Genomic DNA, 23,173 nt, shown 5'->3' with positions numbered 1-23,173 from the left:
CTCATTGACGTGAGCGCGTCACGGTCGTACGTTCCGGGAACGCTCTGCCCCGTCTGCCCTCGCCCGCGTCGCCGACCACGGAGTGGCCCATGTGGACAACGTTGTCAGCCCGAATGTGTCACCGGATACGTCAGCTGATGGCCCCGACCGTCACCGCGCTCGTGGTGAGCACGCTCGTGGTGGCGGCGCCCCAAGCCGTCGCGGCCACGCCGGCCGCCGCCGCGGTCGTTCCCGCCGCCCCCGCGGCCACGCCGGCCCCTGCCGCTCCCCTCGCTCCCTCGGCCGTCATCTGCAACGCGTTCTGCGACGCCCGCGACCCCGCGCTCGCGCCGGAGGACCGTACGCCCGTCACCACCACACTCTTCTCGCGGGCCATCGCCCTGCACTTCGACGACCACGACGCGATGGGCTGGGCCTCGATCGGCAACGGCGGCCCGGGTGACGAGGTCTGGCTCGACCGGTCCTTCGACGGCGGGCGCACCTGGGGCTCCGGCAGCCGCCTCGGTGCCACCGCCGTGCCCACCGGGCAGCGCGGCTGGCGCACCCTGATGTACAACGTGGACGACTGGAACAACCGTGGCGTCGGCGCCCTGCGCGCCTGCGGCAAGGCCGGCGACCGCACGGAGATCGCGTGCACGCCATGGGCGCGTACGACCTGGAACGCGTACGACCGGCGTACGGCCGCGGCCACCGCGCAGATGCAGTTCTACAACAACGGCACCGGTCTGTTCGACACCACCGGCTGGTGGAACTCCGCCAACGCGCTCACGGCCGTCATCGACAACATCCGGGTCACCGGCATGCCCAGCTACCGGTACGCCATCGCCAACACCTACGAACGTCAGCTGGGCGCGGCGGACGGCCAGTTCCGCAACGACTACATCGACGACACCGGATGGTGGGGGCTGGCCTGGGTCGCCGCGTACGACCTGACCGGCGACAGCCGCTATCTGAACACCGCACGCGCGGACGCCGACCACATGGCCGCGTACTGGGACGGCACCTGCGGAGGCGGTGTGTGGTGGAGTACGGCCAGGACCTACAAGAACGCCATCGCCAACTCCCTCTACATCCAGCTCAACGCGGCGCTCCACAACCGGATCCCGGGCGACACGGCCTATCTGGGCCGGGCCCGCGCCGGCTGGTCATGGTTCCAGGGGACCGGGATGATCAACGGCTCGCGGCTGATGAACGACGGGATCGATCTCGGTACCTGCCGCAACAACAACGGCACCGTCTGGTCGTACAACCAGGGCGTGCTGCTGGGCGCGCTCACCGAGCTGCACCGCGCCACCCAGGACGGCCAACTCCTCACCACCGCACGGCAGCTGGCCGACGCGGCGACGGCCACCCCGTCCCTGCACACCGCGGACGGCATCCTGCGCGATCCCTGCGAGGGCGGGGACTGCGGGGCGGACGGGCCCTCCTTCAAGGGGGCTCATGTGCGCGGGCTCGGCAAGCTCAACGCCACGCTCGCCGACCATCCCTACACGGCGTATCTGAGGAAGCAGGCCGACACCGCGTACGCCCGGGACCGTACTCCGCTCGACCAGTACGGGCTGCGATGGAGCGGTCCGCTCGACCGGGCTGACGGCGCCCGCCAGCACAGCGCGCTCGACCTGCTCAACGCCGCTCCCTGAGGCGCGGCGGACGAGGCTCCGAGGCGGTCCGCGGCCGGCCGCTGCGGATGCGGGATCGCCCGGCAGCGGTGATGGTGGACGTGACCACCGTTCCGAGCGAGGAGCCGAACATGTCGATGCTCGACAAGCTGAAGAGCCTCTTGAAGGGCCATGAGGACCAGGCGCACCAAGGGGTGGAGAAGGCGGGCGACGCGTTCGACCGGAAGACCGGCGACAAGTACAGGGATCAGGTCGACATCGCCCAGAGGAAGCTCGATGAGCAGCTGGGCACGCAGCCCCCGAGGGACGACAGGCCCCCGCACGGGTGACGGTCGGGCCGCCGGCGGGGTCGACAGACAGGCGCGGATCACACCACTGACGCTCACACCACTGACCGACGGTCCCGCACACCGTCGGTCAGTGGTGTGATGTCCCCGGACCTGCCCGGCCAGGACGCGCTTCCGCGGGTCCTGCGGCTCAGCCCCGCTGCTGCTTCCGCTCCAGCGCGGCCCGTACCATCGCCGCCGCGAAGAGGGCCGGATCGGTGTCACCGGCCAGTCGCGCCAGTGCCTTGGGTTCGTCCGGCAGTCCGCGCCTGTGCGCTCCCTGGAGGGCCTTCGCGTCCAGGTACGGGGCGACCTCGGGCCAGACGCCCTGGACCTCGCGCAGGAAGATGTCCACACCGACGGGGCCGAGGCCGGGGACCTGCCGGAGCAGCGACCGCAGGGTGGCGATGTCGCCGCCCGCGGCCTCGCGGAGCCGGCGCAGATCCCCTCCGTACCCTTCGAGCAGCATCTCGGCGCCCACGCCGAGCTGTGTCGCGGTGCGCTCGTCGTAGCGGCGGTAGCCCCCCTCGCCCAGCGCGTCCACCCGCTGCTGCCAGGTGGCGTGCGCCATCCGGCGCGCGTCGCGCAGCCCGGCGTGCGAGAGCGCGCGGGAGGCCGCGACGGCGGTCCCACTGCGGATCCGCGCGCTCAGCAGACAGGAGAGCACGAGCAATTGGTACAGCGGCTGCGGGGTGTTCCGCAGATGGATGCCCGCCTCGTCGGCGTAGGTCCGGCCATGGGTGTCGAGCAGGTCCCGTACGGCCTCACGGGTGCTGGCTGTCGGCACGACGCACCTCCTCCGTCCGGCGGGACGCCGGGGCGGTGCGACCGTGCCCACGGCGTCGTTCAGTGGCCGTTTCCATTGTGACGCGGTCAGGTATCGGACGCATGCGCCGGAGGATCGAACCGGAAGCGCTTTCCGTCCGTGCCATGAATGACATGGGCACGACTTCCGCTACGAGAGGGATCACCCCGTAATGAACAGACCGCAGTTACCCCGACGCGTCCGGCGCTCGGTCGCCGTTGCCGTTCTCGCTCTCTGTTCGGTCCTCGCGGTCCCGACCGCGTCCTCCGCCCTTCCCGCCCCCGCCGTCTCCGCCGCCGCACCGGCAGCCGCCTCCGCCGCCACCACCCCCGTCGTCACCTGGGCGGCGAGCGCGGACCGGCTCGACGCCGCCGTACCCGCGCGCACCCACCGGGTCGTCGTCCACACCAGCGCGGGCGGCAGCGCGCTGCGGATCCGGCTGTCGAACGCCTTCGGCGAGCAGCCGGTGACCTTCGGGCGCGCCTACGTGGGGGTACGGGCCTCGGGCGCGGCTCTGGTGCCCGGCAGCAACCGCGCGCTGTCCTTCCGCGGCGCCGCCTCGGTAACCGTCCCGCCGGGCGGTTCCGTATACAGCGACCCGCTGCCCGGCGCGGTACGGCCGCAGTCCGATCTGGCCATCAGCGTGTACGTGCGGAGCGCGGCCGGAACCGCCACCGGCCACCGGATGGGGCTCCAGACCTCCTACATCGCCCCCGGCGGTGACCACGCTGCCGAGGACACCGCCTCGGCCTTCACCCAGCAGACGGGCTTCCGCTACTACCTCGACGCGGTCGTGGTCGACGCCCCGAGGGGCACCGGGGCCGTCGTCGCGCTCGGCGACTCGATCACGGACGGCGCCATCTCCACCTCCGACGCCAACCGCCGCTGGCCCGACTTCCTCGCGGGCCGGCTCCAGAGCGATCGCCGCACCTCCCTCAAGGGCGTGGCCAACGAGGGGATCTCGGGCAACAAGGTCCTCTCCGACGGCGCGGGCGAGAGCGCGCTGAAGCGGCTCGACCGGGACGTATTGTCACAGAGCGGGCTGCGCACGGTCATCCTGCTCGAAGGCGTCAACGACATCAAGGCGAACCCGGCGCCCACGGCCGCCCAAGTCATCGCCGGATACCGGGAGATCATCGCCCGAACCCACGCGGCCGGTGCCTGCGTGGTGGGCGCGACCGTCATGCCCTACCAGGGCTGGGGCGAGTGGAACGCGGGCGGCGAAGCGGTCCGCCAGGCGGTCAACACCTTCATCCGGGAGAGCGGCGCGTTCGACGGCGTCGCGGACTTCGACGCCGCGGTCAAGGACCCGGCGGCCCCGTCGAAGATCCTGCCCGCGTACGACAGCGGGGACCATCTGCACCCGAACGACGCGGGGATGAAGGTCATGAGCGACGCCGTCGACGTGCGCGGTCTGCGCTGCGGCCGATAGGACACGGCTGTCGCGGTACGAGGGGGCGGAGGCGCGTAACGGCCTCTGCCCCCGGGCCGGTACGAGGGCGTGGAGGCTCAAAGTCCCGACATCGCAAGAGATGTGACGGGTCGTCATCAGAGTGGTTCAGCCGAGCAGCCGCAGCGCCGTGGCCGATCTGCCGAGCCGCACCGTCTGACCCCATGTCAGCTCCAGGGCGTCGCTCTCCATACCGTCGCCGAAGGCCACGAGCCGGTCGGACTCGACGGTGAGCCTGAGCCGTTCCGCCCGGTCGAGCACCCCTTCCACCAGCGCGGTGCCGGTGGTGGGGGAGGGCCACGCCTCCCTTACGTACCAGACCAGTTGGGGATCGGCGGGGCCCGGAACCGGCAGTGCGCTGCCGCGTTCCCGCCGTACGGACCGCAGCCAGCCGGTGGCGCCCGTGCCGGTGCCCACCAGCACCCCGGACGACGCCTGGGCCTCGGCGGGGGCGCTCTCGTCGTCCGGTCCCAGACGGTAACGCGCGGTCTGGTGGTCCGGCCGGCCAAGATAGATCTCGTTGAGCGCGAGCAGCCGTTGGGTGTCGTCGGCGACCGCTTCCACCATGGTCAGCTCGTCGATGGTGCCCCCGCCGGCCTCCGCCGCGCGCAGCAGCCCCGGGGCATCGGCCGCGCGATGGCGCACCAGCACACCGAGGCCCCGGCCGGGGTCCGGGTCGATCCCCACCACCGGCTGGCCCGCCAGATACTTGGCCGCGTTGGCGACCAGCCCGTCCTGGCCCACCACGACCACCACGTCCTCGGGAGCGAAGAGGAACCGGTCCAGGTCCGCGCGCTCCACCCGCGCCTGCCGCCATCGCAGCGGCACCGCGGCCGCCACCTCGGCGAGCGCCCGCCGCGCCCGGTGATGCCGGTCCGCCACCTCCTCGACCGACCGGCCGCGCGAGGAGAGGACGAAGGCGGCCTGGCCATGGGTGCCGTGCCGGCTGAGCAGCTCCTCGTACTCGCTGGTGCGGTACACCAGCACGGCGCGTGGCGCCAGACTCATTCCCGCTCCTCGCCCGGCCGGCCCAGCCTGGCCAGCAGCCCGGTGAGCACGTCGGGGGAGAGGGTGACGCTCTCGATGTGCGGCAGGTTCTCGGCGAGCCGGGTGGCGGCCAGCGCGTGCAGCGTGGCGGCGTCCGTCTCCGCGTGCACCCTGAGCCAGGCGGACTGGGCCCGGGCCCGCGCCTCACCGGTCTCCCGCGCCGCCTCGGCCCCGGCCTTCGCGAGCCGTACGGTGCGCAGCGCCTCGGCCTCCGCGCGTACGGCGTCGGCCGCCGCGCTCTCCTCCGCCTCGCGGCGGGCGTTGGTGCCGTGCTGCTCGACCAACCGCTCTTCTCTGCGGGCCAGTTCGATCCGGCTGGCGAGTTCGTTCTCGGCGATGGCCCGCTCGCGCTCCACGGCCACGGCCCGGCGCTCATAGGTGGCCCGGTCCGCCTCCTGCTGGATCTGCTCGCGTGCGGGGGTGCGCAGCGCGCGCTCCACCTCCGGCTCGGGCCGGATCGCGACGACCCGTACGGCCACCACCTCGATACCGGTCGCGGGCAGCCTGGGCTCCGCCGCGAGCCCCTCGGAGATCCGCTCCCGTACGGCCGCGACGCCGTCCGCCAGCGCCGCCGACAGCGGTGTGCGGGCCAGCACATCGAGGGCGTGCTGCTGCGCGGTCTCGGTCAGCAGGGTGGCGAGCTGCTCCAGCGGAGCGCCGCGCCAGGCGCCGGTGTCCGGATCGATGGAGAAGTCCAGCCGGGCGGCGGCGGTGGCCGGTTCGCTGATCCGGTACGTCACGGTGGACTGCACGGTGACGTCCTGGAAATCGGCGGTACGCGCGTGAAAGGCCATGGCCAACTCGCGGTCGTCCACGGGTACTTCGGAGAGCGCGGCGGTCAACGCCCGACACCAGAAGCTCAGTCCGGGACCGTCGTGGACGAGCCGGCCGCGCCGGTGGTGGCGTACGTGGGCGGTCGGGGCGGAGCGCAGATGACGCCATCCGAGGCGCCGGGTGATGTCGGCCATGGAAGGTACCCCCTCTTTTTCGTCAGCAAGACGATATCGAGACGGTATCGAGTCGACCGTTTATCGTCAAGGTGACGAGAGCGGAGGGGTGGGACAGGCCCTCGGCCGGGCCAGGTCCGCCCCCCGGCTGGGCCAGGTCCCCATACGGCCCATCAACGCCGCACCCTGGTCCGCCGTGCCGCGGAGAGTGGAGTCGTACCGTCGCGAACCGCCCGCCCCCACCCCATGGAGCCCGCCATGACCTGCCACAGCCGAAGCGATCTCGGCCTGCTCGCCCTGCGACTGGGCACCGGCGCGGTGCTCGCCGCGCACGGCACCCAGAAACTGTTCGGCTGGTTCGGCGGAGACGGGATCGAGGCGACGGCCCAGGCGTTCGAGGCGATGGGCTTCCGGCCGGGCAGACCCTGCGCGATCGCCTCCGGGCTCGCCGAGGCCGGCGGCGGCGCGCTGCTGGCACTCGGTCTGGCCGCCCCGGCGGCCGGGGCCGCGGCGGCGGGCGGCATGGCCGGAGCCACATCGGTGCACGCCCCCAACGGATTCTTCGCCCAGTCGGGCGGCTTCGAATACCCGGCCGTCCTCGGCTGGACCGCGGCCTCCATCGGTCTCATGGGCGCGGGCCGCTACTCTCTCGACCGCGTCACCTGCCACGCTCTCGACCGGCCCTGGATGATCCCGGTCGCCTTCGCGACCAGCGCGGCGGCGGCGATCGTGATCATCAAAAGGCGCGCCGCGGCACTGGCGGCCGATCAGCGGGCCGGCAGCGCGGACGCCGCCCCGGCGGAGGGCTGACGCGGCATGGCCTGGCACTGGCCCGCGCCGCCGGATTCACCGGCGTCCGGCACGTATCGGCGGCCACGCTCAACCAGCGGTGCTTCGCGGGCAGGACGGACGGTCCGCGGACGACGAACGGGGACGAGCTGCTGGTGGCGACCGTCTGAGCGTAGGCTGGTGGGGCTTTGTGAGGTGGGGCGGACGAGCGGTGCGCGCGGCGCTCCGACACTCGGTTGATGGAGCCCGGCCGGGGGGATGTCCGCGTGCGCGCGCACCGGGGATCGCGCGCCCCGCGGACCACCGCGCCGGCGCCCGTCCGTCGTCCTCCCCCTCGTCGGTCCGACCAGGGAGGCTGAACCACGCCATGGCAGATCTCAACATCCGCGACAACCGGCCGGGGGGCCGCTTCGAGGCGTACGAGGACGGCGAGGCGGTCGGCGTCATCGCCTACTTCCCGCTGGCCGGCCCACCCGCCGGGCTGGTCGCGGTGCACACCGTCGTGGAGGAGGGGCACGAGGGCAAGGGCATCGCGGGGACGCTGGTGCGGGAGTTCTACGCGATGGCGGCCCGCGAGGGCGTGCCCGTCGTACCGCTGTGCTCGTACGCGGCCAGATGGGCGCAGCGCCATCCCGACGAGGCGCCCGAGGCCCCGGCCGGGACGGTCAGTGCCGCGCGGGAGCAGCTGGAAGCCTCGCCGCGGCGCTGGTAGGCGCGCGCGACACGGGGCCGAAGGCCGTCTAGCATCGCGATCATGCTGGCGCTGCTGCACACTTCACCGGTTCACATCCCGGTCTTCGACGCCCTGCGGGACGCCGACCACCCAGGGCTCGTCCTGCGTCATCTCGTGGACGAGTCCCTGCTCAGCCGGGCCAGGGCCGAGGGCCCGGAAGCCGTCGCCGCCGAAGTCGCGTCGGTGCTCGCCGGCGCCGTCGCCGAGGGGGCGACCGCCGCGCTGTGCACCTGCTCGACCATCGGTGAGGTCGCCGAGCGGGCCGCCCCGGCCGTCGGCGTGCCCGTCCTGCGGGTCGACCGGCCGATGGCCGTGGCCGCCGCGGCGGCCGACCGGGTCGTGGTGGTCGCCGCGCTGGACAGCACCCTGGACGCGACGGCGGCGCTGATCCGGCAGGAAGCGGGGGAGCGGCGCATCGAGATCCGTACGGTACTGGTCGAAGGCGCGTGGGAGCGCTTCGAGGCCGGTGACCGCGACGGCTATCTGAACGCGGTGGCCGCCGCCGTCGACGCCGTCACCGAAGCGGATGTGATCGTGCTCGCCCAGGCGTCGATGGCCGACGCCGCCGAGCGCGCCGCGAGTGGCATCCCGGTGTTCTCCAGCCCGCGTCCGGGGCTCAACGCCGCCGCTGCCGCCGCCGTCGCCATCTGACCCGGGCGCGGGCAACTGCGATCGGATGCGCCGGGGTACGCGTGGATCCGGCGAGCGTGGGCACGCGCTCCGGGAGACATTGGGAACGCACGACGCCCGCACTTCTGGAGGTCCGGCATGACCAGCCCCTTCCCCGATCCCGTACCGCCGGCGCCCACCCCGCCGCCGGGCCCACCGGGGCCGGTGCCGGGGCCCGGCCCGGCACCGGAGCCCGTCCCCTCGCCGCCGAGCCCCGCGCCCATCCCCGAGCCCGACCCCGTACCGCACCCGCCGGGCCCCGACCCCGTACCGGAGCCGGAGCCCTCACCAGGGCCACTGGGTTCGCGGAAGAGCAATCCCCCGCCCTGGACCTAGGCCCTGACCTCGGAGCGGTCGCCGCCCCAGAGCGTGTGGAACGAGCCCTCGCGGTCCGTGCGCCGGTAGGTGTGCGCGCCGAAGAAGTCGCGCTGCCCCTGCGTGAGCGCGGCGGGCAGCCGCTCGGCGCGCAGCGCGTCGTAGTACGAGAGCGCCGCCGCGAACCCCGGCGTCGGCACACCCTGGTGCACGGCCGCGGCGACCACCGCGCGCCAGTCGTCCTGCGCCGCGCCGATCTCCTCGGCGAACTGCTTGTCGGACAGCAGGCTCGGCAGGTCCGGCTGCGTGTCGAACGCCGCGCGGATCCGGTCGAGGAACGCGGCGCGGATGATGCAGCCCGCCCGCCAGATCGCGGCCACCGAACCAAGGTCGATGTCCCAGCCGTACTCCTCGCTGCCCGCCTGGATCTGGTGGAAGCCCTGGGTGTACGACACGATCTTCGACGCGTACAGCGCCTGCTCGACCTGGTCCGCGAAGCGCGCCGCGTCGGCCTCGCCGAGCGGAGCCGTCGTCGGGCCGGGCAGCGTGCGGGACGCCTCGCGCAGCGCGGCGTGTCCCGACAGCGAGCGGGCGAAGACCGCCTCGGCGATGCCGGACACCGGAACGCCCAGGTCGAGGGCGATCTGCACCGTCCAGCGGCCGGTGCCCTTCTGCTCGGCCTGGTCGGTCACGATGTCCACGAACGGCTTGCCGGTCGCCTCGTCCGTGTGGGCGAGCACCTCCGCCGTGATCTCGATCAGATACGAGTCGAGCCGGCCGGTGTTCCACGACCGGAAGGTCTCCGCGATCTTCGCGGGGGAGTAGCCGGCCACGGACCGCAGCAGGTGGTACGCCTCGGCGATCAGCTGCATATCGGCGTACTCGATGCCGTTGTGCACCATCTTCACGAAGTGGCCCGCGCCGTCGGGGCCGATATGGGCCACGCACGGCGCGCCGTCGGGGGCCTTCGCGGCGATCCGCTCCAGCAGCGGGCCGAGCGACGCGTACGACTCGGCGGATCCGCCCGGCATGATGCTCGGCCCGTGCAGCGCGCCCTCCTCACCGCCCGAGATGCCCACACCCACGAAGTGGATGCCGCGTTCGCGCAGTTCCCGCTCCCGGCGCCGGGTGTCCGCGAAGTGGGCGTTGCCGCCGTCGATGATGACGTCGCCCTCCTCCAGCAGCGGGGCGAACTCCTCGATCACGGCGTCCGTCGGTTCGCCGGCCTTCACCATGATGACCAGACGCCTCGGCCGCTCCAGCGCCGCGACGAAGTCCGCCGCGGACTCGGCGGCGACGAAGGTGCCCTCGTCACCGAACTCGTCCACCAGGGCCCGTGTCTTCGACGCGGTGCGGTTGTGCACGGCGACGGTGAAGCCGTTGCGGGCGAAGTTACGGGCGAGGTTGCGGCCCATCACCGCGAGCCCCGTGACGCCGATCTGGGCAGTACCACTCATGCGTGCGCTCCTGGATATCCGTCGGATGTGCCGTGCCGCGCCAGTACGTCCCGCCGGGGAGGGATACGCACCGCCGCAGACGGTCGTTCACCAATCGTCAAGCCGCCCGGGTGCTTCCGCATTCCGGGCTTGTCGCATCGTGCCGTGTCCGGTGCGTGAGCGGCAACAAGGGCCGCTCCCGGGATCGTTCGCGGAGTATTGACACCCATTCAGCGGCGGCGTAACACTGACACGGCCTTGGAGAGCGCTCTCCCGCAGTGATTCCAAGCGGCATGGAGGTCCGCATGGCCGACAGACTCCGCACCACCGCCCTGATGTCCGCGTTACTCGTCGCCACCGCACTGGCTCTGGTGGCTTTCGGGTTGTCCGCGATTCCGGACACCGCCAACGCCGGCACCACCCCGCGCGCGGCCGACCGGCCGGCCGCGGCGGGACAGGCGGCGACGGCCGCCCACGCCGGGCACAAGATGGCCCCCGCCGCCCCCGTACCGTCGGGCGATGATCCCGACGGGGACGGCTACATACCGGCGAACCCGCCCGTGACCGGCGTGGAGCCGTCCACCCAGATCCCCCCGCACCGCTACTTCCACGAGTTCCAGGCGAACTGCTCGGTCACGCACACCAGGCCGGATGACCCGATCGTGTACCCCGGCCAGCCCGGCAAGTCGCACGACCACACGTTCATGGGCAACACCACGACCGACGCGAACAGCACCACGGCCTCGCTGAGCGGCGGCGGCACGGCGTGCAAGGCGCCGGGCGACAAATCCGCGTACTGGATGCCGACCCTGTTCAAGGGGGACACGGCGGTCCGGCCGGTCGGTCCGCAGACCATCTACTACAAGTCGGGCGTCACCGACTACCGCACGGTGCGGCCGTTCCCCAAGGGGCTGCGCTTCGTCGTCGGCAGCCCGACGCAGTCGGCCGCGGAATTCCGCAACCACCCGGGCTGGGTGGAGGGCTGGGAGTGCGGGGAGCAGTACAACAACACCGAGATCCCGGCGTCCTGCCCGACGGCCCGGGACGTTCAGCTCAACCTCCGCTTCCAGGCCCCGAGTTGCTGGGACGGAAAGTATCTGGACACCCCGAACCACCAGAGCCATATGGCCTATCCGGTCGCGCAGGGCGCCAACCAGGACGTCTGCCCCGCCTCGCATCCGGTGGCTCTGCCGATGGTCGAGTTCAAGATGGCCTGGCCCGTCAACGGCGATATGTCGCAGGTCAGGCTGGCCAGTGGTACGGGGCACTCGTTCCACTACGACTTCTTCAACGCGTGGGACGACGCGACGCTGAACGCGCTGGTCCAGCACTGCGTCGTGGGCGGACTCCAGTGTGACGCCCGCGGCTACGACCAGACCCATCCCGAGGCGGGGGCCGCGCTCGACGCGGACTACGAACTGCCCTGACCGGTGCGCTCTCCCCGGTGGGTGCCGCGCACCCACTGGGGAGAGCGCTCTCCCGCGTCCGTTCCCACGCCGCACCCGCACCCGCCCCCCACATCCCGAGGAGACACCACCTCATGCACCCACCCGCCGTACACGCCGTACACAGGCCGGCCGGCCGAGCCCGCCGGTTCGCCCCGCTCGCCGTCGCCGCGCTCTTCGCCGCCTGCGCGGTGGCCCTCCCCGCCCCCGCCGCGCACGCCGCGGGCAGCGTCGTCAAGGTCACCGGATCACAGGGCTCCTGGCAGCTGACCGTCGACGGAGCGCCCTATCAGGTCAAGGGCCTGACCTGGGGTCCCGCGGTGGCCGACGCCGCGCGGTACATGCCCGACGTGAAATCGATGGGCGCCAACACTGTACGCACCTGGGGCACCGACGCCACCAGCAAACCGCTGCTCGACACGGCGGCGGCCAATGGAGTCAAGGTCATCGCCGGCTTCTGGCTTCAGCCCGGCGGCGGTCCCGGCAGCGGCGGCTGTGTCGACTACCTGACGGACACCACCTACAAGAACAACATGCTCGCGGAGTTCCCCCGGTGGGTGGAGACCTACAAGGACCACCCCGGCGTCCTGATGTGGAACGTCGGCAACGAGTCCGTCCTCGGACTCCAGAACTGCTACGGCGGTACCGCGCTGGAGCGGCAGCGCGACGCCTACACCTCTTTCGTCAACGAGATCGCGAAGAAGATCCACGCGGTCGACCCCAATCACCCCGTGACCTCGACGGACGCCTGGACCGGCGCCTGGCCGTACTACCAGCGCAACGCGCCCGACCTCGATCTGTACGCGGTGAACTCCTACGGCGATGTCTGCAACATCCGCAAGACCTGGGAGGACGGCGGTTACACCAAGCCCTATATCGTCACCGAGGGCGGTCCCGCCGGTGAGTGGGAAGTCCCCGACGACGCCAACGGTGTGCCCGACGAGCCCGCCGACACCGCCAAGGCCGGCGGCTACACCAAGGCGTGGGGCTGTATCACCGGTCATCAGGGCGTGGCGCTCGGCGCGACGCTCTTCCACTACGGTACCGAGTACGACTTCGGCGGCGTCTGGTTCAATCTGCTCCCCGCGGGCCAGAAGCGGCTCTCGTACTACGCGGTGAAGCGGGCCTACGGGGGCAGCACCTCCGCCGACAACACCCCGCCGGTGATCTCCTCGATGGCGGTCGACGGCGCCGCCTCGGTCCCGGCCGGCCGGGAGTTCACCGTACGGACGTCGGTCTCGGACCCGGACGGCGACCCGCTCACGTACCAGCTGCTGCTGGGCAGCAAGTACCTCGACAACTCGGGCCAGTTGACGGACACCCGGTTCACCGACGCGGGCAACGGCACCTTCAAGGTGACCGCGCCCGGCCGGCTCGGGGTGTGGAAGGTCTATGTCAAGGTGTCCGACGGCAAGGGCAATGTCGGTATCGAGACGAAGTCCTTCAAGGTGGTGCCGCCGCCGGTCGACGGGACCAATCTCGCCCAGGGCAGGCCGGCCACGGCCTCCTCGTCCCAGCCGGGCGGCACCGGCTGCCCCTGCCCCGCGGGCAACGCCGTCGACGGCTCGTTCGACACCCGCTGGGCCAGCGACTGGAGCGACCCGCAGTGGATCCAGGTCGACCTCGGGCGCACAACGGCGTTCCGGCACGTCCAGCTGGCCTGGGAAGCCGCGTACGCCAAGGGCTACACCCTCCAGACCTCCGACAACGGTCAGGACTGGGCCACGCTGAGGACCGTCACGGACGGCGACGGCGGGATCGATGACCACGACGTCGCCGGGAACGCCCGCTATGTGCGGGTCAACTCGACCGTACGGGGCACCCCTTGGGGCTACTCGCTCTATGAGTTCGGGGTGTTCGGCTGACGACGCCGACCTCGCGGAACCTCGCGGCGGGCCACGGGACTCCCGTGGCCCGCCGCGAAATGTTTAGCGGGCGGTTTTGCGTATACGGGCGCCGCTCGCGGGTAAAAAATCGACCGCGTCGGGCAGCGATCGGGCACGGGCGGAGCCTCATTCGGGCAGTGATCCGTGCAACACCGACCTTGCTACCCGTGATGACCAGCGCAAAGCTTCTTGACGAAACGGGCATGAACGGACACAGTCGGTGCAGCGAAGAAGCTGGTCGCAGCGGGTCCCTTGCTTGTACAAACGACCCATGAGCCCGAACGGGTGCTGAGCCGCAGCAAAGCAGGGAAGTGTGTCACCGTGGACACCGACGAACGACGAAGAGAAATTCTTGAGATCGCCCGGCGTGACGGGTCAGTGGAAGTCAGCGCACTGGCCACGAAACTCCGGGTGGCGAAGGAGACCGTCCGGCGTGATCTGCACGCCCTGGAAGGTCATGGACTGGTACGGCGTACCCACGGCGGGGCCTACCCGGTGGAGAGCGCCGGCTTCGAAACGACTCTCGCGGTACGGACCACCCGGCTCGTACCCCAGAAGTCACGGATCGCGGCGGCCGCCGCGGATCTCCTGGGAGACGCGGAAACGGTCTTCGTCGACGAGGGTTTCACCCCTCAGCTCGTCGCCGAGGCGCTGCCGCGGGACCGGCAGCTGACCGTCGTCACCGCCTCCCTCGCCGTGGCGACCGCGCTCGCCGAGGCCGAGAAGATCGCCGTACTGCTGCTCGGCGGGCGGGTACGCGGCTCCACCATGGCCACGGTCGATCACTGGACCACCAGAATGCTCTCCGACTTCGTCATCGACCTGGCGTACGTCGGAGCGAACGGCATCTCCCGCGAGTACGGCCTCACCACCCCCGATCCGGCCGTCAGCGAGGTGAAGGCCCAGGCGATGCGCAGCGCCCGCCGCCGGGTCTTCGCGGGGATCCACACCAAGTTCGGCGCCGTCAGCTTCTGCCGCTTCGCGGAGGTCGGCGACTTCGAGTCGATCGTGACGGACGCGGGTCTGCCGTCGGCCGAGGCGCAGCGCTACTCACTGCTGGGCCCGCAGGTCATCCGCGTCTGAACCAGCAGGCATCACCCCCTCTTCATTCCGCCCTCTTCCATCGGTCCGTTCCCCGGTCCGGAGGCGGGGCAGAGCCGTCCCGAAACCCCTCTCATAACGATGATCAGGAGAAATCTCATGCCCCTCCAGCAACGACGACGCGACCTCCGCGTGCGTGTGGGTGCGAGCGCGGCCCTGGTGGCCCTTCTCGCGGGGTGCAGCGGCGCGGGCGGCGCCTCTTCGTCCGGCGGGGGTGACACCCTCAACGTGCTCATGGTGAACAACCCGCAGATGGTCGAGTTGCAGAAGCTCACCGCGGACAACTTCACCAAGGACACCGGGATCAAGGTCAACTTCACGGTGCTCCCGGAGAACGACGTCCGCGACAAGATCACCCAGGACTTCTCCAACCAGGCCGGCCAGTACGACGTCGCCACCATCAGCAACTTCGAGGTGCCGTTCTTCGCGAAGAACGGCTGGCTGCACTCGCTCGACGAGTACACCGCCAAGGACAAGGCGTTCGACCAGGGCGACATCCTCAAGCCCCTCCAGGAGTCCCTCACCGCGGAGGACGGCAAGCTCTACGGCCAGCCCTTCTACGGCGAGTCGTCCTTCCTGATGTACCGCAAGGACGTCTTCGAGGCGAAGAACCTGACGATGCCCGCGAAGCCCACCTGGCAGCAGGTCGCCGACCTCGCCGCCAAGGCGGACGGCGCGGAGGCGGGCATGAAGGGCATCTGTCTGCGCGGGCTGCCCGGCTGGGGCGAGGTCATCGCCCCGCTCACCACCGTCGTCAACACCATGGGCGGCACCTGGTTCACCAAGGACTGGGAGGCGCAGCTCACCTCCCCGGAGTTCACCAAGGCCACCCAGTTCTATGTCGACCTGGTGCGCAAGCACGGTGAGGCGGGCGCGCCCCAGGCCGGCTACGCCGAGTGCCTGAACAACATGACGCAGGGCAAGTCGGCCATGTGGTACGACGCCACCGCCGGCGCCGGCTCGCTGGAGGCCAAGGGATCCCCCGTCAAGGGCAAGATCGGCTACGTACCCGCGCCGGTCGACAAGACGGAGAGCTCCGGCTGGCTGTACACCTGGGCCTGGGGCATGCAGAAGGCGTCCACCAAGACCGAGAACGCGTGGAAGTTCATCTCCTGGGCGTCCAGCAAGGAGTACGAGAACCTCGTCGGCGAGAAGATCGGCTGGTCCAACGTGCCCGCCGGCAAGCGCGCCTCCACGTACGCCAACCCGGACTACCTGAAGGAGGCGGCGGCCTTCGCCGATGTCACCAAGCAGGCCATCGCCAACGCCAACCCGCGTGACCCGGGCACCCAGCCGCGTCCGACGGTCGGCATCCAGTTCGTCGACATCCCCGAGTTCACGGACCTCGGCACCAAGGTCTCGCAGGAGATCAGCGCGGCCATCGCCGGCAAGAAGTCGGTCGCCGAGGCGCTCAAGAACTCGCAGGCGCTCGCCGAGAAGGTAGGCAAGGACCAGAAGTGAGTACCTCCGTCAGCACCCCCCCACTCTCCCCGGCCGGTGCCAAGCGCCCCTCGGCGCCCGGGCGCGCCGGCCGGGGGGCCTCGGGCCGGGCCCGCGCCTGGGCCACCCGTGCCCCGTTGCTGCCCGCCCTGATCTTCCTGATCGCGGTCACCCAGTTGCCGTTCGTGGCGACGCTGGTGATCTCACTCTTCGACTGGAACTCGCTCGCCCCCGACGACCGCAGCTTCGCCGGGCTCTCCAACTACGGTTCCGTCTTCACCGACGCCAGTCTGCGCGAGTCGGTCTTCACCACCGTGCTGCTCACCGCGACCGTGGTGATCGTCAGTGTGGTCCTCGGACTGCTGCTGGCCCTGCTGCTCGACCGTAAGTTCATCGGACGCGGCTTCGTCCGTACGCTGCTCATCACGCCGTTCCTGCTGGTGCCCGTGTCGGCCGCGCTGCTGTGGAAGCACGTGCTCTACAACCCCGAGTACGGCCTGCTGAACGGCGGGTGGGCGTGGTTCACCGGACTCTTCGGAGTCGCCGACCCCGCCCAGCCCGACTGGATCTCCGACATGCCGCTGCTGGCGGTCGAGGCATCCCTGATCTGGCAGTGGACGCCGTTCATGATGCTCATCCTGCTCGCCGGACTGCAGAGCAGGCCCACCGAGATCATGGAGGCCGCGAAGCTGGACGGCGCGACCGGCTGGCAGATGTTCCGCTTCCTGACGGTGCCGCATCTGCGCCGCTATCTGGAACTGGGCGTCCTGCTCGGGTCGATCTACATCGTGCAGAACTTCGACGCCGTGTTCACGCTCACCTCGGGCGGGCTCGGCACCGCGAACCTCCCGTACACCATCTACCAGACCTTCTACCAGGCTCACGAGTACGGACTGGCCTCGGCCGCCGGAGTCGTCGTCGTGATCGGCACCATCGTGATCGCGACCTTCGCCCTGCGCGTCGTCTCGTCCCTCTTCAGTGAGGAGGCGAACCGGGCATGAGCACACTCTCCGTACCGAACGCCACCGCGGCGTCCCGACCCCGCGTCGACAAGTACGCCCCCGCCGCCCGGCGGGCCAGGCGGCGCTCCGCCGGACTCGGGCTGCTGGCCTGGATCGTCGGCATCGCCTTCTGTCTGCCGGCGCTGTGGATGCTGCTGACCTCCTTCCACTCGGAGACGGACGCGGCGACCAACCCGCCGTCCATCGGCGCGCCGCTCACACTCGACAGCTACCGGGTGTTCTTCGGCGAGGGAGGCGGCGCCAGCCCCTGGCCGCCGCTGATCAACTCCCTGACGGCGTCGCTGTTCTCCACGCTGTTCGTGCTGGTGCTCGCGCTTCCGGCGGCGTACGCGCTCTCCATCAAGCGGGTGGAGAAGTGGACGGACGTCATGTTCTTCTTCCTCTCCACGAAGATGCTGCCCGTCGTCGCCGGACTGCTGCCGGTGTACCTCTTCGCCAAGAACGTCGGCATGCTGGACAACATCTGGCTGCTCGTCATCCTCTACACCTCGATGAATCTGCCGATCGCGGTGTGGATGATGCAGTCCTTCCTCGCGGATGTGCCGGTCTCCATCATCGAGGCCGCACAGGTGGACGGCGCCCGGCTGCCCACGGTGCTGATGCGGGTGGTGGCGCCGGTGGCCGCGCCCGGTATCGCGGCGACCTCGCTGATCTGCTTCATCTTCAGCTGGAACGAGCTGCTCTTCGCCAGAGTGCTCACCGGTGTGACGGCTCAGACCGCACCCGTATTCCTGACGGGCTTCGTCACCAGCCAGGGGCTCTTCCTCGCCCAGCTGTGCGCCGCGTCCGTCGTTGTGTCCCTGCCGGTTCTCGCCGCAGGTTTCGCCGCCCAGGACAAGTTGGTCCAGGGCCTTTCTCTTGGAGCTGTTAAGTAATGAGGGCAGCGATCGTCGAAGCCGTCGGCAAGGTCTCCGTCACGACGGTTCCCGACCCCACCCCCGGCCCCCGGGATGTGGTTGTCGCCGTCGCCGCGTGCGGGATCTGCGGTACCGATCTGCACATTCTCCAGGGTGAGTTCGCGCCCACCCTGCCCATCGTGCCCGGCCATGAGTTCGCCGGGGAGATCGTGGAGATCGGCTCCGAGGTCACCGAACTGTCCGTGGGTGACAAGGTCGCTGTCGACCCGTCGCTGTACTGCAACGAATGCCGGTACTGCCGCTCCGGCCGGGGCAATCTGTGCGACCGGTGGAACGCGATCGGCGTCAGCAAGCCCGGTGGGGCGGCCGAGTTCGCCGTCGCGCCGGTGGCCAACTGCGTCAAGCTGCCCGACCACATCGATGTGAAGGACGCGGCGCTGATCGAGCCGCTGTCCTGCGCGGTCCGCGGCTATGACGTGCTCCGCTCCACCCTCGGCGCCGATGTGCTGATCTACGGGTCCGGCACCATGGGCCTGATGATGCTGGAGCTGGCCAAGCGCACCGGCGCCGCCGGGGTCGATGTCCTGGACATCAACCCGGAGCGGCTGGCGACCGCAGGCAAGCTCGGCTGCTCGCGCACCGGCGCCTCGGCGGAGGAGTTCGACCGGCCGGACGGCTGGGATGTCGTGATCGACGCCACCGGCAGCGCGGGCGCCATCCAGGACGGCCTGGGCCGGGTCGCCAAGGGCGGTACGTTCCTCCAGTTCGGCGTCGCCGACTACGCGACGACCGCGGTCATCGAGCCGTACCGCATCTACAACAAGGAGATCACGATCACCGGCTCCATGGCGGTGCTGCACAGCTACGAGCGGGCCGCCGCGCTCTTCGCCACCGGTGTCCTCGACCCCGCGGTCTTCATCAGCGACCGGCTGCCGCTGGAGCAGTACCCGCAGGCGATCGACCGGTTCAAGGCGGGCCAGGGCCGCAAGATCGTGGTCCAGCCGTGAGTGAGGGGCCTGAGGCCGGCTCCGGCGCCGTCCTGGTGATGGGTGAGGCGCTGATCGACCTCGTACCGGTCCCCGACGAGCCGGAGCTCAACCGGGCCCAGCCCGGCGGCGCGCCCGCCAATGTCGCCGCGGGGCTGGCCAGGCTCGGCACGCCCAGCTGGTTCGCCGGCGCCCTCGGCGGCGACGGCTTCGCCCGGATGATCGAACGGCGGCTCGTCTCGGCCGGTACGGAACTGGGCCTGTGCGCGCGCTCGGAGCTGCCCACGACGCTCGCGGTCGCCGACCCGGGCCCGGACGGCACGAGCTACCACTTCCATCTCCAGGACACCGCGACCTTCCGGCTGCCCGACCACTCCGCGGTGGTGGACCGGTTCGCCGCGGTGTACGTGGGCGGGGTCGCGGCGGTCGTCGAACCGGCGGCCGGGGCGGTCGCGGCCACCGCGCGCGCGGGCGCCGAACGGTCCCTGCTGGTGGTCGACCCCAATGTGCGCGAGGACCGGACCATCGACCCGGAGCTGAGCGTACGGCGGCTGCGTGAGCTGTGCGCGCTGGCGCATGTCGTCAAGGCGAGCGACGAGGATCTCGCGCGCCTGTGGCCGGACACCGACCCCGACGAGACCTGCCGGCGGCTGGCGGGGGAGGGCCGGCTCGTGATCCTCACCCGCGGCGCCCGGGGCAGCACGGCCTACGCGGGCTCCGCGGAACCGGTCTCCGTGCCCGCGGTGCCCGTCGAGGTGGTCAACACCATCGGCGCCGGCGACGCTTTCATGGCGGGCGTCCTCACCTGGCTGAGCGCCGGCGGCGCCCACCGCGAGGGCGGGGTGGCCGGGCTGCCGCGCGAACGGGTGGAGGAGATGCTCGTCCTCGCGTCCCGGGTGGCGGCCTCGGTCTGCGCCCAGACCGGTACGGAACCCTCGCTGCCCGACGACGACCTCGGCTGACCTCTCCGGGTACGTCCGTAACGGCCGGAGCCGCCACCCCGTCGGTAAGGGGTGGCGGCTCCGGCCTTCGCCGCTGGGTGTCCGGGGTCAGGCGGCCTCGCGGCCCCGGGCGTTCGCCGCGCGGATGATGTCCGCGTAGCGGTGGCCGCTGCCCTTGATGGTGCGCCGCTGCGTCTCGTAGTCCACATGGACCAGACCGAACCGCTTGTCGTAGCCGTACGCCCACTCGAAGTTGTCCATCAGCGACCAGGCGAAGTACCCGGCGAGCGGGGCGCCCTTCGCCACCGCCCGCGCGCAGGCGGCCAGATGCTCCTCCAGATACCGGGCCCGCTCGGGGTCGTCGACCGTGCCGTCCGCCGCGACGGTGTCGGGGAACGCCGCGCCGTTCTCGGTGACATAGACACGGCGCGCGCCGTACTCCTCGGTGAGCCGCAGCAGCAGCTGCTCCAGACCGTCGGCGTGCACCTCCCAGCCCATATGGGTGTGGCGCGCGTCCGGTACGTCGACCTGCTTGGCGAACGGGGCGGCCCCGGTCGGGTCGTCCCGCACGATCTGGCGGAAGTAGTAGTTCAGCCCCAGCCAGTCCAGCGGCGCCGCGATGGTCTCCAGATCGCCGGGGCGCGCGGGCAGCTCCACGCCGTACAGCTCCAGCATGTCCTGCGGATAGCCGCGGCCGTGGATCGGGTCGAGCCACCAGCGGTTGGTGTGGCCGTCGGCCCGTACCGCCGCCGCGCGGTCGGCCTCGCTGTCGCTGGCAGGCTCGATGGGGCTGAGGTTGTTGACGATACCGACCCGGGCGTCCGAGGACGCCGCGCGGAGCGCCTGCACCGCCAGGCCGTGTCCGAGGTGGAGATGGAACGAGGTGCGTACGGCCGCGGTGAGATCGGTGATCCCCGGCGCCATCGTGCCTTCGAGATGCCCGATCCAGGACGAGCACAGCGGCTCGTTGAGGGTCGCCCAGTCCTTGACCCGGTCGCCCAGCCGCTCGGCGACGACGGACGCGTACCGTGCGAAGTGCTCGGCGGTGTCCCGTACCGGCCAGCCGCCCCGGTCCTGGAGCGCCTGCGGCAGATCCCAGTGGTAGAGCGTGGCGAACGGCGTGATGCCGGCCTCCAGCAGGCCGTCCACCAGCCGGTCGTAGAAGTCCAGGCCGGCCCTGTTCACCGGTCCGTCGCCGCCGGGGACGATCCGCGGCCAGGCGAGCGAGAAGCGGTACGCGTCCACGCCGAGCCGCTTCATCAGCCCGATGTCCTCGGGGACCCGGTGGTAGTGGTCACAGGCCACATCGCCGTTGTCGTCGTTGTCGATCGTGCCCGGGGTGTGCGAGAACGTGTCCCAGATGGAGGGGGCACGGCCGTCCTCGGCCACGGCTCCCTCGATCTGGTACGCGGCGGTGGCGACGCCCCAGGTGAAATCGTGGGGAAGGGCGTTGAGGTCGTTCACGGACTGCCTTTCTGGAGGGGTCACTTCACGGCGCCCGCGGTCAGGCCGGCGACGAGGTAGCGCTGGAGAAGAAGGAACCCGACGACCACCGGCACGCTGACGACCAGCGAAGCCGCCATGATCTGGTTCCAGTAGACGTCGTTCTGGGTGGCGTAGCCCTGGAGACCGACGGCGAGCGTCCTGGTGGTGTCGTTGGTCATGACGGAGGCGAAGAGGACTTCGCCCCACGCCGTCATGAACGCGTAGACCGCGACGGCGACGATCCCGGGGACCGCGGCGGGCACCACCACCCGGAACAGGGCGCGGATCGGTCCGCAGCCGTCCACCATGGCGGCCTCGTCCAGTTCCCTCGGGATGGAGTCGAAGTAGCCGATCAGCATCCAGATCGAGAACGGCAGCGAGAACGTGAGATAGGTGAGGATCAGACCGCCGCGCGAGCCGTAGAGCTCGACACCCGTGCTGTTCCCGATGTTGACGAAGATCAGGAACAGCGGGAGCAGGAAGAGGATGCCGGGGAACATCTGGGTGGAGAGCACCGTGACGGTGAAGACACGCTTGCCGCGGAAGCGGTAGCGGCTCACCGCGTACGCGGCGAACACCGCGATCACCACGGACAGCACGGTCGCCGAGCCCGCCACGATCAGCGAGTTCACGAAGTACTTGGCGAGCGGGACGGTCTTCCAGATGTCGAAGTACGGGCGGATCGTCAGGTTCGTCGGGAACCACTGGAACTTGCCGGCGACGTCCTGGAGCGGCTTGAGCGAGCTGCTGACCATCACATAGACGGGCAGCAGCGCGAAGGCCGCCAGCACCGTCAGCACGACACGGCGTGTCCAGATGAACGACCGCGGCGGTGCGATGGGAGACCTGGGCCGGGAGCTAGGCATCCGAGCCCCTCCTTCCCCGGGAGGTGACGAACAGATAGACCGCCGTGACCAGCAGCAGGAAGAGCAGCAGCAGGACGGACATCGCGGAGCCGGAACCGAAGTTCCAGGTGACGAACGACGACTGGTAGATATGGATCGAGATCAGATCCGCCGCTTCCGGCGCCGACTTGCCGAACAGCACATACGGCGTGTTGAAGTCGTTGAACGTCCACAGGAACAGCACCAGCACCAGCACCTGGTTGACCGGGCGCAGCGACGGCAGCGTGATCTTGCGGATCTGCTGCCAGATGCCCGCTCCGTCGATGGAGGCGGCCTCGTAGAGATCACGCGGGATGTTCTGGAGAGCGGCCATCAGCATCAGGAACGCGAAGGGCCAGGACTTCCAGAGCGAGACGACGACCAGCGCGATGAAGCTGTTGTTGCCGATCAGCCAGAACGACGGCTTGTCGGTGAGGCCGAGCTGGTCGTGCAGGATGTGATTGATGATGCCGTTGTCGTGCTGGAACATGAACGCCCAGGTGATCACCGCCGCGTACACGGGCAGGGCGTACGGGACGAGGAAGATCGTCCGCAGAATGCTCCGGCCGCGGAAGTTCTCCTGGAGCATGATCGCCGCCGTCACACCGAACAGCCAGGACAGCCCGACCGAGAGCACGGTGAAGGCGCAGGTCACCAGGAAGGAGTGGAGCAGCGCCTGACCGATCGGGGCGTCGAAATCGATGGCGATCTTGTAGTTGTCGAGACCGGCGAAGGGGGAGTTGCCCCAGTTCCGGATGAAGAACTGGGTGAGCTGCCGGAAGCTCACCCAGATCCCGATCACCATCGGGATGATGTGGATGAGCAGTTCGAGCACGACGGCGGGCAGCAGCAGGAGGTAGGGCAGACCGCCCTGACGGATCCGGTCGGGGATGCGCGGAAGACGACGTCGTCCGCGCACACCCCCACCGTCCGTCTTCTCCGTATCGCCCGCCTTGTGCCCACTGCTGGGTGTCACGGTGGCGGTCATGG

General features: G+C 70.6%; 21 protein-coding genes. 14 read left to right on the top strand and 7 right to left on the bottom strand.

Features of this window, described 5'->3' with window-relative positions:
- Nucleotides 1-137 precede the first annotated feature (137 nt).
- Nucleotides 138-1,640, top strand: coding sequence for a glycoside hydrolase family 76 protein (locus tag ACZ7LS_RS17290; protein ID WP_385136189.1), 1,503 nt, complete (start codon nt 138-140; stop codon nt 1,638-1,640).
- A gap of 80 nt (nt 1,641-1,720) precedes the next feature.
- A complete protein-coding gene (locus ACZ7LS_RS17285) occupies nt 1,721-1,948 on the top strand; it encodes an antitoxin (protein ID WP_382516022.1) in 228 nt (75 codons plus the stop codon).
- Between the two features lie 148 nt (nt 1,949-2,096).
- Here ACZ7LS_RS17285 and ACZ7LS_RS17280 read toward each other — a convergent pair whose 3' ends face one another.
- The gene (locus tag ACZ7LS_RS17280; protein ID WP_385136186.1) at nt 2,097-2,732 is read right to left on the bottom strand and encodes an endonuclease; all 636 of its coding nucleotides are present in this window, start codon (nt 2,730-2,732) and stop codon (nt 2,097-2,099) included.
- 190 nt (nt 2,733-2,922) lie between these two features.
- Here ACZ7LS_RS17280 and ACZ7LS_RS17275 point away from each other — a divergent pair, with 190 nt between their 5' ends.
- On the top strand, nt 2,923-4,182 hold the full coding sequence (locus ACZ7LS_RS17275; protein WP_385136183.1) for an SGNH/GDSL hydrolase family protein: 1,260 nt from the start codon (nt 2,923-2,925) through the stop codon (nt 4,180-4,182).
- Nucleotides 4,183-4,308: 126 nt separating this feature from the next.
- Here the strand turns inward: ACZ7LS_RS17275 and ACZ7LS_RS17270 are convergent, their stop codons facing one another.
- A complete protein-coding gene (locus ACZ7LS_RS17270) occupies nt 4,309-5,208 on the bottom strand; it encodes an NAD(+)/NADH kinase (protein ID WP_385136180.1) in 900 nt (299 codons plus the stop codon).
- Complete coding sequence (locus ACZ7LS_RS17265; RefSeq protein WP_385136177.1) at nt 5,205-6,215, bottom strand: SPFH domain-containing protein; 1,011 nt, start codon at nt 6,213-6,215, stop codon at nt 5,205-5,207. Before ACZ7LS_RS17265 ends, ACZ7LS_RS17270 begins: the two co-directional genes overlap by 4 nt.
- 237 nt (nt 6,216-6,452) lie before the next feature.
- Here ACZ7LS_RS17265 and ACZ7LS_RS17260 point away from each other — a divergent pair, with 237 nt between their 5' ends.
- The 3 genes from ACZ7LS_RS17260 (at nt 6,453) to ACZ7LS_RS17250 (ending at nt 8,367) form a co-directional block, all read left to right on the top strand.
- A complete protein-coding gene (locus ACZ7LS_RS17260) occupies nt 6,453-7,004 on the top strand; it encodes a DoxX family protein (protein ID WP_382665184.1) in 552 nt (183 codons plus the stop codon).
- Between the two features lie 346 nt (nt 7,005-7,350).
- A complete protein-coding gene (locus ACZ7LS_RS17255) occupies nt 7,351-7,695 on the top strand; it encodes a GNAT family N-acetyltransferase (protein WP_382516038.1) in 345 nt (114 codons plus the stop codon).
- 42 nt (nt 7,696-7,737) lie between these two features.
- The gene (locus ACZ7LS_RS17250) at nt 7,738-8,367 is read left to right on the top strand and encodes an aspartate/glutamate racemase family protein (protein WP_382516041.1); all 630 of its coding nucleotides are present in this window, start codon (nt 7,738-7,740) and stop codon (nt 8,365-8,367) included.
- 350 nt (nt 8,368-8,717) lie between these two features.
- Here the strand turns inward: ACZ7LS_RS17250 and gndA are convergent, their stop codons facing one another.
- Nucleotides 8,718-10,157: an NADP-dependent phosphogluconate dehydrogenase gene (gene gndA / locus ACZ7LS_RS17245; protein WP_382516044.1), complete on the bottom strand. Its 1,440-nt coding sequence runs from the start codon at nt 10,155-10,157 to the stop codon at nt 8,718-8,720.
- A gap of 284 nt (nt 10,158-10,441) precedes the next feature.
- On the opposite strand from gndA, the gene ACZ7LS_RS17240 reads away from it, so the two are divergent.
- The 8 genes from ACZ7LS_RS17240 (at nt 10,442) to ACZ7LS_RS17205 (ending at nt 19,835) form a co-directional block, all read left to right on the top strand.
- Nucleotides 10,442-11,563 (top strand): DUF1996 domain-containing protein, encoded by a 1,122-nt coding sequence (locus ACZ7LS_RS17240; RefSeq protein ID WP_382665183.1) that lies wholly within the window; start codon nt 10,442-10,444, stop codon nt 11,561-11,563.
- A gap of 113 nt (nt 11,564-11,676) precedes the next feature.
- Entirely contained in the window at nt 11,677-13,446 is a 1,770-nt protein-coding gene (locus tag ACZ7LS_RS17235; RefSeq protein WP_385136172.1) for a discoidin domain-containing protein, read from the top strand.
- Nucleotides 13,447-13,788: 342 nt separating this feature from the next.
- Complete coding sequence (locus ACZ7LS_RS17230; protein ID WP_030349305.1) at nt 13,789-14,550, top strand: DeoR/GlpR family DNA-binding transcription regulator; 762 nt, start codon at nt 13,789-13,791, stop codon at nt 14,548-14,550.
- A gap of 117 nt (nt 14,551-14,667) precedes the next feature.
- Nucleotides 14,668-16,029, top strand: a complete 1,362-nt coding sequence (locus ACZ7LS_RS17225; RefSeq protein ID WP_385136168.1) for an ABC transporter substrate-binding protein — start codon at nt 14,668-14,670, stop codon at nt 16,027-16,029.
- The gene (locus ACZ7LS_RS17220; protein WP_385136165.1) at nt 16,026-17,009 is read left to right on the top strand and encodes a carbohydrate ABC transporter permease; all 984 of its coding nucleotides are present in this window, start codon (nt 16,026-16,028) and stop codon (nt 17,007-17,009) included. Before ACZ7LS_RS17225 ends, ACZ7LS_RS17220 begins: the two co-directional genes overlap by 4 nt.
- Nucleotides 17,006-17,905, top strand: coding sequence for a carbohydrate ABC transporter permease (locus tag ACZ7LS_RS17215; protein ID WP_382516059.1), 900 nt, complete (start codon nt 17,006-17,008; stop codon nt 17,903-17,905). The genes ACZ7LS_RS17220 and ACZ7LS_RS17215 overlap by 4 nt, the downstream gene beginning before the upstream one ends.
- Entirely contained in the window at nt 17,905-18,894 is a 990-nt protein-coding gene (locus ACZ7LS_RS17210) for a zinc-dependent alcohol dehydrogenase family protein (RefSeq protein ID WP_382516062.1), read from the top strand. Before ACZ7LS_RS17215 ends, ACZ7LS_RS17210 begins: the two co-directional genes overlap by 1 nt.
- A complete protein-coding gene (locus tag ACZ7LS_RS17205; protein ID WP_385136162.1) occupies nt 18,891-19,835 on the top strand; it encodes a PfkB family carbohydrate kinase in 945 nt (314 codons plus the stop codon). The genes ACZ7LS_RS17210 and ACZ7LS_RS17205 overlap by 4 nt, the downstream gene beginning before the upstream one ends.
- An 87-nt stretch (nt 19,836-19,922) precedes the next feature.
- On the opposite strand, the gene ACZ7LS_RS17200 is transcribed toward ACZ7LS_RS17205, so the two are convergent.
- The 3 genes from ACZ7LS_RS17200 to ACZ7LS_RS17190 are packed head-to-tail and all read right to left on the bottom strand — an operon-like array spanning nt 19,923 to nt 23,171.
- Entirely contained in the window at nt 19,923-21,278 is a 1,356-nt protein-coding gene (locus ACZ7LS_RS17200; RefSeq protein ID WP_385133482.1) for a GH1 family beta-glucosidase, read from the bottom strand.
- Nucleotides 21,279-21,298: 20 nt separating this feature from the next.
- Entirely contained in the window at nt 21,299-22,165 is an 867-nt protein-coding gene (locus ACZ7LS_RS17195) for a carbohydrate ABC transporter permease (protein WP_382516071.1), read from the bottom strand.
- Nucleotides 22,158-23,171: a carbohydrate ABC transporter permease gene (locus ACZ7LS_RS17190; RefSeq protein ID WP_382665178.1), complete on the bottom strand. Its 1,014-nt coding sequence runs from the start codon at nt 23,169-23,171 to the stop codon at nt 22,158-22,160. Before ACZ7LS_RS17190 ends, ACZ7LS_RS17195 begins: the two co-directional genes overlap by 8 nt.
- Between the last annotated feature and the right edge of the window lie 2 nt (nt 23,172-23,173).

Source organism: Streptomyces sp. NPDC039430, assembly GCF_055639435.1.
This window is presented reverse-complemented; position numbering and strand designations above follow the sequence as displayed.

Excerpts from the sequence above, each read along its gene's own strand:
- ACZ7LS_RS17190 (WP_382665178.1), bottom strand. The coding sequence starts at position 23,171 with ATGACCGCCACCGTGACACCCAGCAGTGGGCACAAGGCGGGCGATACG.
- ACZ7LS_RS17270 (WP_385136180.1), bottom strand. The coding sequence starts at position 5,208 with ATGAGTCTGGCGCCACGCGCCGTGCTGGTGTACCGCACCAGCGAGTAC.
- ACZ7LS_RS17265 (WP_385136177.1), bottom strand. The coding sequence starts at position 6,215 with ATGGCCGACATCACCCGGCGCCTCGGATGGCGTCATCTGCGCTCCGCC.
- ACZ7LS_RS17235 (WP_385136172.1), top strand. The coding sequence starts at position 11,677 with ATGCACCCACCCGCCGTACACGCCGTACACAGGCCGGCCGGCCGAGCC.
- ACZ7LS_RS17215 (WP_382516059.1), top strand. The coding sequence starts at position 17,006 with ATGAGCACACTCTCCGTACCGAACGCCACCGCGGCGTCCCGACCCCGC.
- ACZ7LS_RS17250 (WP_382516041.1), top strand. The coding sequence starts at position 7,738 with ATGCTGGCGCTGCTGCACACTTCACCGGTTCACATCCCGGTCTTCGAC.
- gndA (WP_382516044.1), bottom strand. The coding sequence starts at position 10,157 with ATGAGTGGTACTGCCCAGATCGGCGTCACGGGGCTCGCGGTGATGGGC.
- ACZ7LS_RS17260 (WP_382665184.1), top strand. The coding sequence starts at position 6,453 with ATGACCTGCCACAGCCGAAGCGATCTCGGCCTGCTCGCCCTGCGACTG.
- ACZ7LS_RS17210 (WP_382516062.1), top strand. The coding sequence starts at position 17,905 with ATGAGGGCAGCGATCGTCGAAGCCGTCGGCAAGGTCTCCGTCACGACG.
- ACZ7LS_RS17290 (WP_385136189.1), top strand. The coding sequence starts at position 138 with ATGGCCCCGACCGTCACCGCGCTCGTGGTGAGCACGCTCGTGGTGGCG.
- ACZ7LS_RS17275 (WP_385136183.1), top strand. The coding sequence starts at position 2,923 with ATGAACAGACCGCAGTTACCCCGACGCGTCCGGCGCTCGGTCGCCGTT.
- ACZ7LS_RS17240 (WP_382665183.1), top strand. The coding sequence starts at position 10,442 with ATGGCCGACAGACTCCGCACCACCGCCCTGATGTCCGCGTTACTCGTC.
- ACZ7LS_RS17225 (WP_385136168.1), top strand. The coding sequence starts at position 14,668 with ATGCCCCTCCAGCAACGACGACGCGACCTCCGCGTGCGTGTGGGTGCG.
- ACZ7LS_RS17195 (WP_382516071.1), bottom strand. The coding sequence starts at position 22,165 with ATGCCTAGCTCCCGGCCCAGGTCTCCCATCGCACCGCCGCGGTCGTTC.
- ACZ7LS_RS17255 (WP_382516038.1), top strand. The coding sequence starts at position 7,351 with ATGGCAGATCTCAACATCCGCGACAACCGGCCGGGGGGCCGCTTCGAG.